Consider the following 15,212-nt stretch of genomic DNA (forward strand, 5'->3'; position numbering starts at 1 on the left):
CGGGATTGCATAAAGTCATGTTGGTCGATGATGAAATGTTTGTGCGGGAAGGCATGAAAACATTGATTGATTGGGAAAGATGCGGATATCGAATTTGTGGGGAGGCGCATAATGGAGAGCAGGCGCTCCGTGAGGCAGCGAAGTTGTGTCCCGACCTTATCGTGACAGATATTCGGATGCCAGGAATTGACGGGCTTGAATTGATTCAGAGGGTATCCCGAAGCGGACAGACAGGAACGAAGTTTATTGTGGTGAGCGGATACAATGACTTTTTCTACGCGCAACAATCGATTAAATATGGGGTGTGCGATTTTTTATTAAAACCGATTGATAAAAGAGAGTTTGAACAGTCGTTATTAAGAATAGCGGAAGTATTGAATCAGGAGAAGGAAACGAGAAAGAAGCAGCAAGCTGAGTTTTTGTTTTATGAATGGGTTACAGGAAAAAAGGGGACAAGTCTCATGGAAATGGGAGATTGGGGAGTCTCTTCATCTATACTTTCGGGTTATGCGATCATCGAGATCAACGGCAAGGCCGATATGGTTCATCTAGCTGCCGATGCCGCCTACAAAACTAAAATTAAGGAGATTTATCATCGCGTTGTCAAACAGCCGATCCATTTCCCGATCTATGAGCACGGAAGGCAGCGATATGGGCTGTTGTTTATTGGGGATGGCAAGGAGGAGATACGTCATAATCTATACCGGTTCGCTGAGCAACTCGTGAACGTTCCTCTTGATGTGACGATTTTTGTTAGCGCTTTGGCGTCGCCTGTTGATCGCCTTCAAGAACGGATTCGGGAAGCAGGTGAAGCGTTGCGTTACAAATACGCTAACGACGATAGAATCATTTTTTATGAACAGGTAAAAGAAATCACACTTTCTTATCCTAGCGTTGATGATGGACAAATCCAAACATTGGTGGAGTATATAGAAGAAGCGCGGCTGGAGCAGCTGATGACCGCCATGAAAGATCTGTTCGCCCAGTTTCGTGCCCGCCGCTTGCCCGCTGAGGCTGTGCAGACGTTTATTCTTTATTTCGTACAGAAAGCGCTTCAGCTCGTCAAACGAGCAGGAGCGTGTGAGGAACAACTGACGACTTTGCCCCGAGTGCTAGAATGTCAAGACTATCCTTTCCGTTTGGAAGAATTGAGGAAAAGGGTGATGGATTTTGCGGTGGAATGTTGCTGGGTAGTGGAAGAACAAAGGAAGCCGCTTTCACTATGTGAAATTCATAAAATAAAGAGATATATTGAGGAGCATTATGCTGAAAATATCAGCCTAAAAAGCATTGCTAAACAATTTTATATGAACCCCGTTTATTTAGGTCAACTGTTCAAAAAAACATATGGTTTCTATTTTAAAGAGTTTTTGTTGCAGCTGCGCATTGGGCAGGCAAAGAAGCTTCTGCGGACGACGAATTTGCGCATCTATGAAGTGGCGGAGAAGGTAGGGTTTGGGAGCGTGGATTACTTTGTTACACAATTTGAAAAAATGGAAGGGCTTACACCTTCGGAATACCGAAAGAAGTCAACGCGTTCCGTATTATAGAAAATGGTTTGAGTCATTCCATCATATGAGGTTAAAAAATAAACTGACTTTTCTTTATTTGTTTGCTGTGTTGATTCCCACTACCGTCACGAACGGATTGTTTTATTATGTGGTGACGAATCAAGTAAGAACACAGAAATTGCACGATGCCTCATTAGTAATAGAACAATTGGCAAAAGATTTTGAGCAAGGAATCGATCAAGTTGTTGGCATTTCCTCTCTGTTATATACGGACAGCCGAATTAACGAAATGCTCGATCGCCAGTATACTTCGGATGCGGAATACGTCCAGCATTATCATGATGTATTTCCCGAATTTAACAAGTATCGTTATATGCATCCTTTTATTCATTCCATCGTTTTTTTTACCGACAATTCGACTGTTATCTTTTCCGGTTCCGTTCAGCCCATTACTCCTCAGCTCCAACAAGCTGATTGGTACAGGGACATACGTTCATTTCCTGTCCTAGTCCGCACGGGACGTTCGCTTAGTATTGTCCGAAAGTTGGATTATTTCTCCTTTTATAATAAGACAAACAGGATGGTTCGAATTGAATTAGAACCGATGGCTATCGATCATCTGCTTCGTACTAGGGCGTTTCCTGGAGAGATTTATGTTGTTGATCGTCAAGGAAACATTCAATATTCGACTCGTGTGCAAAACAACGTTCATAATAAGGGGAAGCCGCCTGCCCGGAACGAGAAGGGACGCATAGTTATATCCCACCGTTATAAAACGGCTCATTACCTCCATGGCTGGAGCATTGTTGGCATCGTTTCCGAGGAAAAGCTGGTGAACAACACTCGTTATTTGATGGCTTTTATCTTTTCGATCGCCTTTGTGAATTTCGTTGTTCCTACCATCATTCTTTTTCTCGTCTCTAAACCATTGCACGCAAGAATCGTCAATATTTTGAGTTACATGAAAAAGGTGGAGAGGGGGAAATTTGAAACGATCCATTCAGAACTTTATGATGATGAAATCGGGCAATTGGCTAAGGCGTTTAACCGTATGTCATTAACGATCAAGCGGCTCATTCAAGATGTTTATATAGCTAACATCCAAAAGAAAGAAATGGAACTGCAAAAAAAGCAGGCTCAATTAAATGCCTTGCAAAGTCAAATGAATCCTCACTTCCTTTTCAATGTGCTCGAAACGATTCGAATGAGAAGCCTCATGAAACATGAAGATGAAACTGCTGAAATGATCGAACATATGGCAAGAATTTTGCGGAAATCCATTTCATGGGGAAGTGATTGGGTAAAAGTGCGGGAGGAAATGGATATTGTTTCCCGGCTGCTTTCCATCCAGCGCTATCGATTTGGGGATAAGCTTCAGTATAGGATCGACATCGATGAGTCTGTCCTAGAACATACGATTCCGAATATGATCATCCTCCCGCTTGTTGAAAATGCATGTAAACATGGGGTGGAGTCCAAAGCAGGACAAGGAAACATTGATATACAAGTGCGTGCAGAGGGATCATGGTTAACGTTTACGATTCGCGATAACGGGCCGGGCATGAATGAGCAGCAATTGCTGCAGCTCTGGCGTTCTCTCAATGAAGAGGAGGGGATTACTGAGCACGTAGGTGTTAGAAACGTCTACTATCGCCTTAAAATGTATTACGGTGAGCATTTTACGTTCCAAATGTACAATAACCGTGGATTCGTTGTGTTTCTCTCTCTCCCGATCCATGATGTGAAGTAGGTGTCTCGAAAACAAAACGGGGCACCTTTTTGTTCATATGAGGGACACTAGAAAATTTATCCTGTTAAAGAACCGTGTCCATCTGTCATGCTCGTTCGAAAGCGGCTCTTTGCCATCTTTGGCAACGAACTGCCCCTGAGGGTTCAAGGCCCAGAGGATGGATCTTTAGAAAGACGGTGATGAAGGAGCAAGTTGCTTCGCCGTTTTGGCATCGGCTGCTCGTCTCATATCATACGACGTGAGTGAGGGGCTTGCTATTGTTCACCAGCCTTTTCAGGGAAGTATGGCAGCGTTTAGATTTGCCAGGAATTCATTGGTTGCCCTTCTTGTCACCACCACAGCTGCTAGGTGACAACGATGGAACAGGGGAGATCGGAACTTGTTGATTACAACTGCCATCGTTCCATATCTTAACTTTTTTAAATATCGCCTTAAGTTTGTTAGGTTAAGAAAAAAGAACAGCGATGTTACAATGGAAGCGATTACAAAAAAGGGGGGAGAGAAGATGAGTGAAAACACAATTGCACGAAAAAGGGGGAAAAGGATGACAAGGAATGTACTTGTTTCTTTACTGTTAAGTTTGTTGCTTCTTTTAGTAACCGCTTGTAACGAAAAAGCGAACATCGGTAGCGATGAGGGTGAGTCATCTTCAACAAATAACGATGAGAAAGCACCTTTTACTTTTACTTATTTTAATGGAGGCGCCTCATTAAAAAATATTGAAGCAAATCAAACGAGAATAGGAAAAATTTTCGAAGAGCAAACTGGTGTTAATGTAAAAATGGAATATTTAGTAGGTGATCTTAATACGAAAATTGGTACGATGATTGCTAGTGGACAGTATCCTGATACGTTAGTACCTGATGCGGCTATTGATAAATTGATTGATGCTAAAGCGTTTATTCCGTTAAACGATCTTATTGAAAAACATGCTCCAAATTTAAAAAAATTATATGAACCATATTTGGAACAAATGAAGACAGAAGATGGAAACATATATATATTACCTTTTGGCGTCAACCACGGATACGTTCCGAATCCTGATATTGACCAAGGGGCGTTTTGGATTCAAAGACGTGTATTAAAAGAGTTTGGGTATCCAAAAATTAAAACGTTGGATGAGTATTTCGACTTAATTGAGAAATATAAAGAAAAGTATCCGCAGACAAATGGAAAGCCTACCATTGGCTTTACTGCACTCACTTATGACTGGAGATTTTTCGCTATTTCCAATCCGCCAGCACATTTAGCTGGTTACCCGAACGATGGGGAAGTTATCGTTGATATGCAAACGCACGAGGCTAAAGTGTATGGAAATGGAGAGTATACGAAACGCTGGTTGAAAAAATTAAATGAGATTAATGCAAAAGGTTTATTTGATAAAGAATCATTTGTTTCTAACTATGACGAATATTTAGCAAAAATTGCTTCTGGAAGAGTGCTAGGCTTTTTCGATTATGGTTGGCAGGTAGGGCAGGCATTAGATTCTCTTAAGCGATCAGGAGATGACGATTTACGTTATATGCCGCTTCCGATTGTGTTTGATAAAAATATTAAAGATCAATATATAGATCCTCCGTCCAATGTGTTTAATCGTGGACTCGGTATTACGGTTAGTGCGAAGGATCCGGTTCGCATTATCAAATACTTAGATAATATGGCTAAAGAGGAAAATCAAAAATTAATGATGTGGGGAATTAAAGGGGAAACGTATGAAGTAGATGAGAAAGGGCGTTTCTATCGAACACCGGAGCAAATCAAGAAGACGTCCGATGAACAGTTCCGTGAACAGTTTGGATTTCCTTATTTCGAGTGGCACTGGCCACGTGGAAACGGGCTGTTCTCGGATGGAAATGCGTGGGAGCCGCGCCGACAGCCGGAAGTTGCCCAAGCCAGCTATACAGAAGGAGATAAGAAAATCTTAGCGGCCTATGGGGCCAAAGTATTTTCAGATTTATTTGCCAAACCGGATGAGCGGCCTTGGTATCCAGCGTGGAGTGCGCCCCTCAAACAAGGTTCCCCGGCTCAAATTTATCAGCAAAAGAAACAAGATTTACAGAGAAAGTATTTCCCGAAATTGGTGCTTGATCCGCCAAGCAAGTTCGAGAAAAACTGGAAAGAATATGTGAAGGAATACAATAAATTAGATATTAAAGCATTTGAAGATGAAATCACAAAATATGTAAAAATGAAAGTTGAACAGAGCCAGAAATGAGAGAAAAGCGGATCAGTCTGGGCCGGTCGGCTGTGAATATATAGTTGGCCGTGCCCTTCTTTTCTGAAAAGGAGGAAGGAAAAGTGGAGATTGAAAAGCATATAAAAACTATCACACCGGCCCCCGCTGCAGTGGAATCCCACTTATCTAAACGGAAAAACATCTGGAAAAAAATAGTGCAGCAAAAAACATTGATTTTGATGAGCTTTCCGTTTTTGATTTGGTTATTTATTTTTAAATATTTGCCGTTGTGGGGGTGGACCATTGCTTTCCAAGATTATCGCCCCGGCTTGCCGTTCAGTGAACAGGAATGGGTCGGATGGAAGCACTTTCGTTTTCTTTTTCAAGATGAGGCTTTTTTTCGAGTATTGCGAAATACGTTAGCGATGAGCATCATCAACCTCGTTCTCGGATTTGTGACGGCTATTACGTTAGCGATTTTATTAAATGAGTTGCGCAATGGAAAATTTAAGCGAATTGTTCAGACGATTAGCTATATGCCGCACTTTTTATCATGGGTCGTTGCGGCGAGCATCATTTCCTACGCTTTGTCATTAGAAAATGGAATTGTCAACATTGTTTTGCAAAAATTGCATGTTATTGACGAACCGATTTTATGGCTAGGGGTTGGGGAGTATTTCTGGGGAATCATCGGCGCCTCAGAAGTGTGGAAAAATCTGGGTTGGAATACAATTATTTATTTAGCGGCGATTGCGATGATTGATCCAGAACAGTATGAGGCGGCGGAAATCGACGGAGCTTCTCGCCTGCAACGCATTTTTTATATTACACTTCCTTCTTTAAAACCTACGATTGTCATTTTGTTGATTATGAATTTAGGGAATATTTTGGAGACCGGGTTTGAACCTCAATATTTGTTAGGGAATCCGATGAACCTCGATTATTCAGAAAACCTTGACATTTTTGTGCTGAAGTATGGTATCGCTATGGGGAATTTTGCCTTAGCTACCGCTGCTGGGATTTTTAAAACCGTTGTCAGTTTTATCTTTCTGTTTAGCGCAAATTATATTGCTAAACGTTTGGGACAGGCTAGATTGTTTTAAGAAGACGATTTCGTTAGGGGGAAAGGAGATTGAAGCAGATAGTGAAAAGATGGAGGATGCGTTATGCGTCATGGGGAGATATGGTTTTTGATGTTTGCAACTATAGTTTAATGCTCGTTCTTTGTGTCGTTATGCTTTATCCGATGTTGAATACATTGGCCATTTCTCTAAACGATGCCAATGACGCGATTCGAGGGGGGATTTATCTTTGGCCTCGGGAGTTTACACTTTATAACTACAAATATGTGTTAAAGGAAAATACGCTACTTAATGCGTTGCTCATTTCGGTTTTAAGGACCGTTTTAGGCACCGCCATCTCTGTTTTCTGTACAGCGATGGTGGCTTATGTCATCAGCCGGCCGGAATTTGTTTTTCGTAAGTTTGTCACGATTGCTTTTATCTTGACCATGTATTTTAATGGGGGGTTAATTCCTACCTATTTGCTGATGAGGGATCTCCATCTGATCGGGACGTTTTGGGTATATATTATTCCAGGCATTATTGGGGTCTTTAATTTGATTGTGATCCGTTCATTTATTGAAGGCTTGCCGAACAGCCTGATCGAATCGGCACGGATTGACGGAGCAGGGGAATTTCGGATATTTCTTCAGATTGTATTGCCTCTTTCCTTGCCTGTGCTGGCCACAGTTTCCTTGTTTGTGGCCGTGTATCAATGGAATTCTTGGTTTGATGTTTTTCTCTATAATTCTTCAAACCCCAATTTAAGCACCTTGCAATATGAATTAATGAAGATTTTGCAAAACACGAATGCAACGATGTCCGGAAAAACAGCAGCTGATGCATTTGCGAATGCTCATGCGGATGCCAACACTGTCACTCCATCATCCATTCGGGCCACAATGACCATTATCGCCAGTGTTCCGATCATCCTTGTCTATCCGTTTTTGCAAAAATACTTTATTAAGGGATTGACACTGGGAGGAGTGAAAGGGGAATAAATTAAATTAGCCAATGTTTCCGCGCAGAAGTCTGGCGAAAAACAGCTTTGGTTCGCTGATCAGTGGGATTCGCCAAAACATCGATTCTTCGCCTAAGCTGAAAATTACTGTTTCCAGACGTATGATTTTCATAAGCGGAAAGCGGTAGAAAGTTCTCTCATTGTGGCATGGAAAGAAAGGAGAGAAAGTGTTGAAAATCAAAAACCCCATCTTAACCGGCTTCCATCCCGATCCATCCATTTGCCGGGCGGGAGATGACTATTACATTGCGGTTTCGACGTTTGAGTGGTTTCCGGGGGTGAGAATTTACCATTCGAAAGATTTAAAGAATTGGCGTTTGGTGGCGCGGCCATTGAATCGGTTAAGCCAATTGAATATGATCGGAAACCCGGATTCCGGGGGCGTTTGGGCGCCGCATTTGTCGTACAGCGATGGGAAGTTTTGGCTCATTTATACGGATGTGAAAGTTGTCGAAGGCCAGTGGAAGGATGGTCATAACTATCTTGTGACGTGCGACACGATCGATGGCGAGTGGTCGGACCCGATTTATTTAAACAGCTCTGGATTTGATCCATCTCTTTTTCATGATGAGGATGGAAGAAAATACTTGGTGAATATGTATTGGGATCACCGCGTCGGCCATCATCCGTTTTACGGGATTGTGCTTCAAGAATACAGTGTGGAACAGAAAAAATTGATTGGCGAGCCGAAGATCATCTTCAAAGGAACGGACTTAAGAATTACAGAAGGGCCGCATTTGTATAAAATCAATGGTTATTATTATTTATTGACGGCGGAAGGGGGAACGCGGTACAACCATGCGGCGACGATTGCCCGGTCGCTCTCTCTCTATGGTCCGTATGAGGTGCATCCCGACAATCCGCTGATTACGTCTTGGCCTTACCCGCGCAATCCGTTGCAAAAGGCTGGCCATGCGTCGATTGTCCATACTCATACGGACGAATGGTTTCTTGTTCATTTAACTGGTCGGCCGTTGCCAAGGGAAGGACAGCCGCTGCTCGAACACCGCGGCTATTGCCCGCTCGGACGTGAAACGGCGATTCAACGGCTTGAATGGAGAGACGGTTGGCCTTATGTCGTGGGAGGAAATCAACCTTCGTTGGAAATCGATGGCCCGAACGTTGAGGAAGTTCCGTGGGAAAAAGACTACGATGAAAAAGATGATTTTGATGGTGATACATTAAACCACCATTTTCAAACATTGCGAATTCCTTTAGGGGAAGACATCGCTACCTTAAAGGCTCGTCCGGGACATTTGCGGCTGTACGGAAGAGAGTCGCTTACTTCTCGGTTTACACAGGCGTTTGTCGCCAGACGATGGCAGCACTTTCATTTTGTTGCCGAGACGAAAGTGTCCTTTCGCCCAACAACCTTTCAGCAATCGGCAGGTCTAGTAAACTATTACAATACGCAAAACTGGACAACACTGCAAATCACATGGCATGAGGGAGTCAGTCAAGACTTTGTGGAGAACATTTTTTCGGTTCACTACGGGCGTTGTCAATCACTAGTTAGCGAACCATTTTCAGGAATTAATATCGTAAGCGCTTTCGGACTCTCATCCCTCATCTTGAGGCGATGATACGATATTCCATTTTTTTACACCCAACCACCATCCCGGAGCGCCGACAACGCTTGATGGATCGGCGTCCCGGATGACCGCTGCAGACACGGTAGATTCTGACGCACCACATCTGCCCATAACCGTCCGGCCTTCCGTTTGGCCTGTTCGATCCGCTTGGACTTCGTTGAGGCCGAGACGGCCGACTGGGGCTCTTGCTCCTCCCACCGTCCCTTTCTCCACCCGATCCCGTCGATTCGGGCCGCCATCGCCCTCAGAAACGCCCGAAGCCCTTGGTCTTTCCAGCTGCGGCGGGATTTCACCCGATGCGCAAACCGGCTCATCACGCTCTCGGCGTGGCCCATCGGACGCATGCCGGTCGTCTCCACCCCTTGCTCCGACAGCCACTCCCGATAGTCCCGGATGCATCCCGGCATCGACTCGATCCGGCGGATCATGGCAGCCATCTGCTTCTCTTTCGCTTCGTCCTCCAACGTGCCGACCGCGCTGTTCAGCTCCACCAGAAGCCCCTCTTCGTCTTGTTTCGCCAGCTTCTTCCGCACCTCCCGCCAACGCGGATGGCCGGACAGACACTGACGCAGCTCCCGCGCCACATGAAATCGATCCAGCTGAAAGCACGCCCGCTTCCCAAAATACTCCCGGCAGGCCGTGATCCACGACGCCGCGTCGCCGTTGATGATCAAAAGGTCCCGGCACGGATCATAGGCATATTCGTTCATCAGCCACTCTTCAAACCGTTCCCACACGTCTCCCGCCCCTTCATGGAGGTAGTGGCGCCGGTTTACCAGCTCAAGCTGCGAACCGTTTCGTTTCCATCCCTCGTGAATCGCCAGGATTTTCTCTTCTTTCGCCCGTTTCCCTTTCCCCTGGCGGGAAATGAACAGCCCATCCGCCTCCACAAACAGCACTCGGCCGTGCCGTTTGGAAACAGGGTGGTGCAGCGAGACAGGGGCCTCCAGCACCAGTTGGCGAATCGCCTCGTGGCTCATGACCGCATACCCTACGATCGACTCGAGTGTGCGAGCCGCTTTGCGGTAGGAAGAGCACTCTACGGCCAACTCGACCGCCGTTTCCTCGAGGCAAGGACTGATCGATCGGGCCCCATCAAAGCCTAATTCGGCATCCAGCAAGAAGGTATAGTTCCCCGTTTGCCGGTCATAGTAGTAGTTCCGTCGAAACGTCACTTCTCCAAACAGCGTTTGGATCGTAGTCGGCCGTTTGTCTTTCAGCTGATACCGGCGCTTGTCCCGCGCTTCCGCCAGTTGTTGATCAATCTCCTCCAAAAGGGCCGCCAACAAGACAGCGAACACCTTTTGAAGAGTTCTGACTAATTGTTCCTCCAGCTCTTTTAATAAAGGCCATTCTGTGGTAAGATGTTTCATGGACTCTCTCCCTCCTGTTTTCGGTTGATGTTGACAATCACCATCATAGCAGGGAGAGAGTCCTTTTTGCATGACATTTGCTTTTTTCTACCGCGCTTCGCTTGGTGGCCCCGACGAGCGTCGCGAACAAAAGTTCGCAACCCTCGTCGGGGATCATTTCGGAATGTCACCCACAAATATTTTACTCACACGGCATGAGGAAAAAGGACGGATTCTTGAATTGATGACATGCGACCATCTCGTGGTTGATCAACCATTGTCGGGAAGGGAGATTGTCATTCCTGATGACGTTGAGTATGTGTATTTACGGGTAACCGTGCAAGCGACAACATACAAATATTCTTATTCTTTCGATGGAACGGACTGGATCGATCTTCCCGTCACCTTTGAATCATATAAATTGTCAGACGACTATATCAAAAGCCGCGCTGCGTTTACTGGGGCGTTTGTGGGCATGCATTGCCGGGACGGTTCGGGGCAAAACAACTATGCAGATTTTGACTATTTTTTGTACAAAGAATTATAGGAAACTTTGTTTATATGATAGACAAACAAATATGAAAGCGTTATAATAAAACTGAAACAAATCATTCTCGCTTATTTAAGGAGGACTTGGACATGGCGTATTTCCCGAATATCGGCACCATTCCATATGAAGGACCGGAGTCGCGCAATCCGTTGGCGTTTAAGTTTTATAATCCGGAAGAAAAAGTCGGCGACAAAACAATGGAGGAGCATTTGCGCTTTTCGGTCGCCTATTGGCATACGTTCACGGGGGATGGATCGGATCCGTTTGGCGTCGGCAATATGATTCGTCCGTGGGACAAATACAGCGGCATGGATCTAGCAAAGGCGCGCGTCGAGGCGGCGTTTGAGCTGTTTGAAAAGCTGAACGTTCCGTTTTTCTGCTTCCATGATGTCGACATCGCGCCGGAAGGGGAAACGCTCAGCGAGACGTACAAAAACTTGGATGAAATCGTCGATATGATTGAAGTGTACATGAAAACAAGCAAAACGAAACTGCTGTGGAATACGGCGAACTTGTTCAGCCATCCGCGCTTCGTTCACGGGGCAGCGACGTCGTGCAACGCCGATGTGTTCGCCTATGCGGCGGCAAAAGTGAAAAAAGGACTCGAGATCGCCAAACGGCTCGGAGCGGAAAACTACGTGTTTTGGGGCGGCCGGGAAGGTTATGAGACGCTCTTGAATACGGACATGAAGCTGGAGCTTGACAACTTAGCCCGCTTCTTGCACATGGCGGTCGACTATGCGAAAGAAATCGGATTTGACGGCCAGTTTTTGATCGAGCCGAAGCCGAAAGAGCCGACGAAGCATCAATATGACTTCGATGTGGCGACGGCGTTGGCGTTCTTGCAAACATACGGGCTCAAGGATCATTTCAAATTCAACATTGAAGCGAACCATGCGACATTGGCCGGGCATACGTTTGAGCATGAGCTGCGCGTCGCCCGCATTCATGGCATGTTGGGCTCGGTCGATGCCAACCAAGGCGATACGCTGCTCGGCTGGGATACGGATGAGTTCCCGACAGATTTGTATGCGACGACGCTGGCGATGTATGAAATTTTGCAAAACGGTGGTCTTGGGCGCGGCGGCTTGAACTTTGATGCGAAAGTGCGGAGAGGCTCGTTTGAACCGGAGGACTTGTTCTACGCTCATATCGCCGGGATGGACAGCTTTGCGATTGGTTTGAAAGTCGCTCATCGCTTGCTGGAAGACCGCGTGTTTGAACAGTTCATCGAAGAACGGTACAAAAGCTATACAGAAGGCATCGGCCGCGAGATCGTCGAAGGGACGGCGGACTTCAAAAAGCTTGAGGAGTACGCCTTGCAGCTCGGCGAAATTCGCAATGCGTCCGGCCGTCTCGAACGCTTGAAAACGCTGCTCAACCAATATTTGTTGGAAGTCAGCGTGCCGAGCGTATCCCGTTCGTGAAAGAGGGATGACTTTGGAATACGTCATTGGCGTCGATTTAGGAACGAGTGCAGTCAAAGTATTGCTTGTCGATCGACACGGCGAGGTGAGAGGGGAATGGACCGAGTCCTATCCTCTCTACCAGCCGCATTCCGGCTATAGCGAGCAGCGCCCCGATGATTGGGTGGAAAAAACGATCGTCGCGCTCCGCCGCGTGTGGGAGACGGCGGGCGTTTCCCCGGAGTCGATCGTGGGGCTTAGTTTTTCCGGACAGATGCACGGGTTGGTGCTGCTTGATGACGACGGGAACGTCGTGCGCAATGCGATTTTGTGGAATGATACGAGAACGACAGCCGAGTGTCAGGAAATTGAGGCGAAAGTCGGTCGAGAGACGCTGCTTTCGATCGCAAAAAACGAGGCGCTCGAAGGGTTTACGTTGCCGAAACTGCTGTGGGTGAAAAACCATGAACCCGAACTGTACGAGCGGGCGCGGGTGTTTTTGTTGCCGAAAGATTATGTCCGCTTCCGCTTGACCGGGCACATGGCGATGGATGTATCGGATGCGGCGGGGACGTTGCTGTTGGATATTGAAACGAAAACGTGGAGCGAGATGATCGCCCGGGCGGTCGGCGTCGATCTTTCGCTTTGCCCGCCGCTTGTTGAAGCGACGGCGTTCGTCGGGACGCTGCGCCCGGAGATTGCCGAGCAGACCGGGCTGCCGTCATCGGTGAAAGTGTTCACCGGTGGGGCCGACAATGCGTGCGGTGCGGTTGGCGCGGGCATTTTGGCAGAAGGCCGCATGATGTCAAGCATCGGCACGTCAGGCGTCGTGCTTGCCTATGAACAAAGCGGGGAAAAAGATTTCGCTGGAAAAGTGCATTACTTCAACCACGCCGAGCCGGATGCCTACTATATTATGGGAGTGACGCTGGCGGCGGGCTACAGCTTTGACTGGTGGAAGCGGACGTTTGCCGAAGACGAGCCGTTTGCCGAGATCGTCAAGCGCGCCTCCGAGTCGCCGATCGGCGCGAACGGCTTGTTGTTTACGCCGTATTTGGTCGGCGAGCGGACGCCGCACGCGGACGCCGACATTCGCGGGTCGTTTATCGGCGTCGATTCGCGGCAGACGAAATGGGATTTCGCCCGCGCGGTCATGGAAGGGATTACGTTCTCGCTCAACGAATCGGTTGAGATCATCAAAGCGAGCGGCAAAACGATCGACTCGATCGTCTCGATCGGCGGCGGCGCGAAAAGCGCCGAATGGCTGCAAATCCAAGCCGATATTTTCGGCCTCCCGGTGGAGAAGCTGAAAAACGAACAAGGGCCGGGGCTCGGCGCCGCGATGATCGCCGCGTGCGGCGTCGGTTGGTTCGATTCGCTCAAGCAATGCGCGGATGCGTTCAAACAAGTCGAATCTGTCGTCGAACCGCGGCCGGATGCAGTCGCCCAGTACAAAGAGCTGTTTTCCATTTATCGAGAGGTGTATCCGCACACAAAAGAGCTGGCGAAACGGTTAAAGGTGTTTCGGCCGTGATTTCTCTCCCCCAAACCGGCTGGTGGGTTGGGGGAGAAGCATTTTATTTTTCCAACTGTTTTGTGCTTTGTCAGTTTTTTATTCCTTTGTAGGAGAATCAAAATGCTCCTATACGCAACGATGAAGGAATTTCTTGAGTAAAACGCGAAAGAGTTAAGAAACCGTAAACGAGGATAGGACAACCACTAATGCAGAAAGAGGGTATTGCCATGTTCTCTACACTTCCCATCCCGATCATCCAAGCCCCGATGGCTGGCGGAGTGTCGACGCCTGAACTGGCGGCGGCGGTGTCGAACGCCGGAGGGCTTGGTTTTTTGGCCGGCGGGTACAAGACAGCGGAGGCCATGAGGAAGGAAATTCACAAGCTGCGGACGTTGACGGACCGGCCGTTTGGGGTGAATGTGTTTGTGCCGGGGGATAAAACAGTGGATGAAAAGGCGCTCGAACGCTATCGCGCCGTGCTCGAAGCCGAGGCGGAGCGACTCGGGGCGTCAGTCGGCGAGCCGAAATGGGATGACGATGATTGGGAAGCAAAGCTCGACGTGCTTCTCGAGGAGCGGGTGCCGGTCGTCAGCTTTACGTTCGGCTGCCCGGACAAGGAAGTGATCGCCGCCTTGCAAAAGGCCGGGTCGTTTGTCATGGTGACGGTGACATCAAGGGAAGAAGCCTGCATGGCTGCTGAAGCCGGGGCGAATGCGCTTTGTGTGCAAGGGGAGGAAGCGGGAGGGCATCGGGCTTCGTTTGGCAACGATCCGAAAAAGGATGGGGCGCTCGAGTTGTTTCCGCTGCTGGCCCAAGTGCGGACGGCGGTTCGGATTCCGCTTGTGGCGGCGGGCGGGATCATGGATGGGCGCGGCATCGCGGCGGCGCTCAAAGCCGGGGCGAGCGTGGTGCAGCTCGGGACGGCGTTTTTGCGCTGCCCGGAAAGCGGGGCGCATCCGCTCCATAAGCAGGCGCTTGCCGATCCGCGGTTTGCCAAAACGGCCGTGACGAGGGCGTTTACCGGCCGGCCGGCGCGCGGGCTTGTGAACCGGTTTATGGCGGAGTATCGCGCCATGGCGCCGGCGGCGTATCCGCATGTGCACCATATGACGAAGCCGCTGCGAGCTGCAGCCGCCAAGGCGGGCGACCCGGAGGGAATGTCGCTTTGGGCCGGGACGGGATATCGGCTGGCGCGGGAGCTTCCGGCCGCGGAGCTTGTCGAAGAGCTGAAGCGGGAGCTGGAGGAAGCTTGGCGGAAATGAGTGAAACGTCCGCGC

General features: G+C 48.0%; 11 protein-coding genes. 10 read left to right on the plus strand and 1 reads right to left on the minus strand.

What is annotated here, in order from left to right:
* The first annotated feature begins 5 nt into the window (after positions 1 to 5).
* The 6 genes from GC56T3_RS08745 to GC56T3_RS08770 all read left to right on the plus strand — a co-directional run bounded on the left by GC56T3_RS08745 (position 6) and on the right by GC56T3_RS08770 (position 9,102).
* Positions 6 to 1,550 carry a response regulator transcription factor gene (locus tag GC56T3_RS08745; RefSeq protein ID WP_013145201.1) on the plus strand — a complete coding sequence of 515 codons (1,545 nt, stop codon included), beginning with the start codon at positions 6 to 8 and terminating at the stop codon, positions 1,548 to 1,550.
* The gene (locus GC56T3_RS08750; protein WP_227456712.1) at positions 1,456 to 3,261 is read left to right on the plus strand and encodes a sensor histidine kinase; all 1,806 of its coding nucleotides are present in this window, start codon (positions 1,456 to 1,458) and stop codon (positions 3,259 to 3,261) included. Before GC56T3_RS08745 ends, GC56T3_RS08750 begins: the two co-directional genes overlap by 95 nt.
* 544 nt (positions 3,262 to 3,805) lie before the next feature.
* The gene (locus GC56T3_RS08755; RefSeq protein ID WP_013145203.1) at positions 3,806 to 5,476 is read left to right on the plus strand and encodes an ABC transporter substrate-binding protein; all 1,671 of its coding nucleotides are present in this window, start codon (positions 3,806 to 3,808) and stop codon (positions 5,474 to 5,476) included.
* Positions 5,477 to 5,559: 83 nt separating this feature from the next.
* Positions 5,560 to 6,540, plus strand: a complete 981-nt coding sequence (locus GC56T3_RS08760) for a sugar ABC transporter permease (protein WP_013145204.1) — start codon at positions 5,560 to 5,562, stop codon at positions 6,538 to 6,540.
* A gap of 56 nt (positions 6,541 to 6,596) precedes the next feature.
* Positions 6,597 to 7,499, plus strand: a complete 903-nt coding sequence (locus GC56T3_RS08765; RefSeq protein WP_033025508.1) for a carbohydrate ABC transporter permease — start codon at positions 6,597 to 6,599, stop codon at positions 7,497 to 7,499.
* Between the two features lie 187 nt (positions 7,500 to 7,686).
* Positions 7,687 to 9,102, plus strand: coding sequence for a glycoside hydrolase family 43 protein (locus tag GC56T3_RS08770; RefSeq protein WP_304411974.1), 1,416 nt, complete (start codon positions 7,687 to 7,689; stop codon positions 9,100 to 9,102).
* Between the two features lie 17 nt (positions 9,103 to 9,119).
* On the opposite strand, the gene GC56T3_RS08775 is transcribed toward GC56T3_RS08770, so the two are convergent.
* The gene (locus GC56T3_RS08775; protein WP_013145704.1) at positions 9,120 to 10,484 is read right to left on the minus strand and encodes an ISLre2 family transposase; all 1,365 of its coding nucleotides are present in this window, start codon (positions 10,482 to 10,484) and stop codon (positions 9,120 to 9,122) included.
* Between the two features lie 70 nt (positions 10,485 to 10,554).
* Here GC56T3_RS08775 and GC56T3_RS08780 point away from each other — a divergent pair, with 70 nt between their 5' ends.
* The 4 genes from GC56T3_RS08780 (at position 10,555) to GC56T3_RS08795 (ending at position 15,197) form a co-directional block, all read left to right on the plus strand.
* On the plus strand, positions 10,555 to 11,010 hold the full coding sequence (locus GC56T3_RS08780) for a hypothetical protein (RefSeq protein ID WP_041468377.1): 456 nt from the start codon (positions 10,555 to 10,557) through the stop codon (positions 11,008 to 11,010).
* A 92-nt stretch (positions 11,011 to 11,102) separates the two neighbouring features.
* Complete coding sequence (gene xylA / locus GC56T3_RS08785) at positions 11,103 to 12,440, plus strand: xylose isomerase (protein WP_013145206.1); 1,338 nt, start codon at positions 11,103 to 11,105, stop codon at positions 12,438 to 12,440.
* A 13-nt stretch (positions 12,441 to 12,453) separates the two neighbouring features.
* On the plus strand, positions 12,454 to 13,953 hold the full coding sequence (gene xylB / locus GC56T3_RS08790) for a xylulokinase (protein WP_013145207.1): 1,500 nt from the start codon (positions 12,454 to 12,456) through the stop codon (positions 13,951 to 13,953).
* 209 nt (positions 13,954 to 14,162) lie between these two features.
* Positions 14,163 to 15,197 carry a nitronate monooxygenase family protein gene (locus tag GC56T3_RS08795; RefSeq protein WP_041468379.1) on the plus strand — a complete coding sequence of 345 codons (1,035 nt, stop codon included), beginning with the start codon at positions 14,163 to 14,165 and terminating at the stop codon, positions 15,195 to 15,197.
* Positions 15,198 to 15,212: the final 15 nt, after the last annotated feature.

It is taken from the genome of Geobacillus sp. C56-T3 (assembly GCF_000092445.1).
Lineage (GTDB): Bacteria > Bacillota > Bacilli > Bacillales > Anoxybacillaceae > Geobacillus > Geobacillus thermoleovorans.

Excerpts from the sequence above, each read along its gene's own strand:
- GC56T3_RS08775 (WP_013145704.1), bottom strand. The coding sequence starts at position 10,484 with ATGAAACATCTTACCACAGAATGGCCTTTATTAAAAGAGCTGGAGGAA.
- xylA (WP_013145206.1), top strand. The coding sequence starts at position 11,103 with ATGGCGTATTTCCCGAATATCGGCACCATTCCATATGAAGGACCGGAG.
- GC56T3_RS08780 (WP_041468377.1), top strand. The coding sequence starts at position 10,555 with ATGACATTTGCTTTTTTCTACCGCGCTTCGCTTGGTGGCCCCGACGAG.
- GC56T3_RS08765 (WP_033025508.1), top strand. The coding sequence starts at position 6,597 with ATGCGTTATGCGTCATGGGGAGATATGGTTTTTGATGTTTGCAACTAT.
- GC56T3_RS08755 (WP_013145203.1), top strand. The coding sequence starts at position 3,806 with ATGACAAGGAATGTACTTGTTTCTTTACTGTTAAGTTTGTTGCTTCTT.
- GC56T3_RS08795 (WP_041468379.1), top strand. The coding sequence starts at position 14,163 with ATGTTCTCTACACTTCCCATCCCGATCATCCAAGCCCCGATGGCTGGC.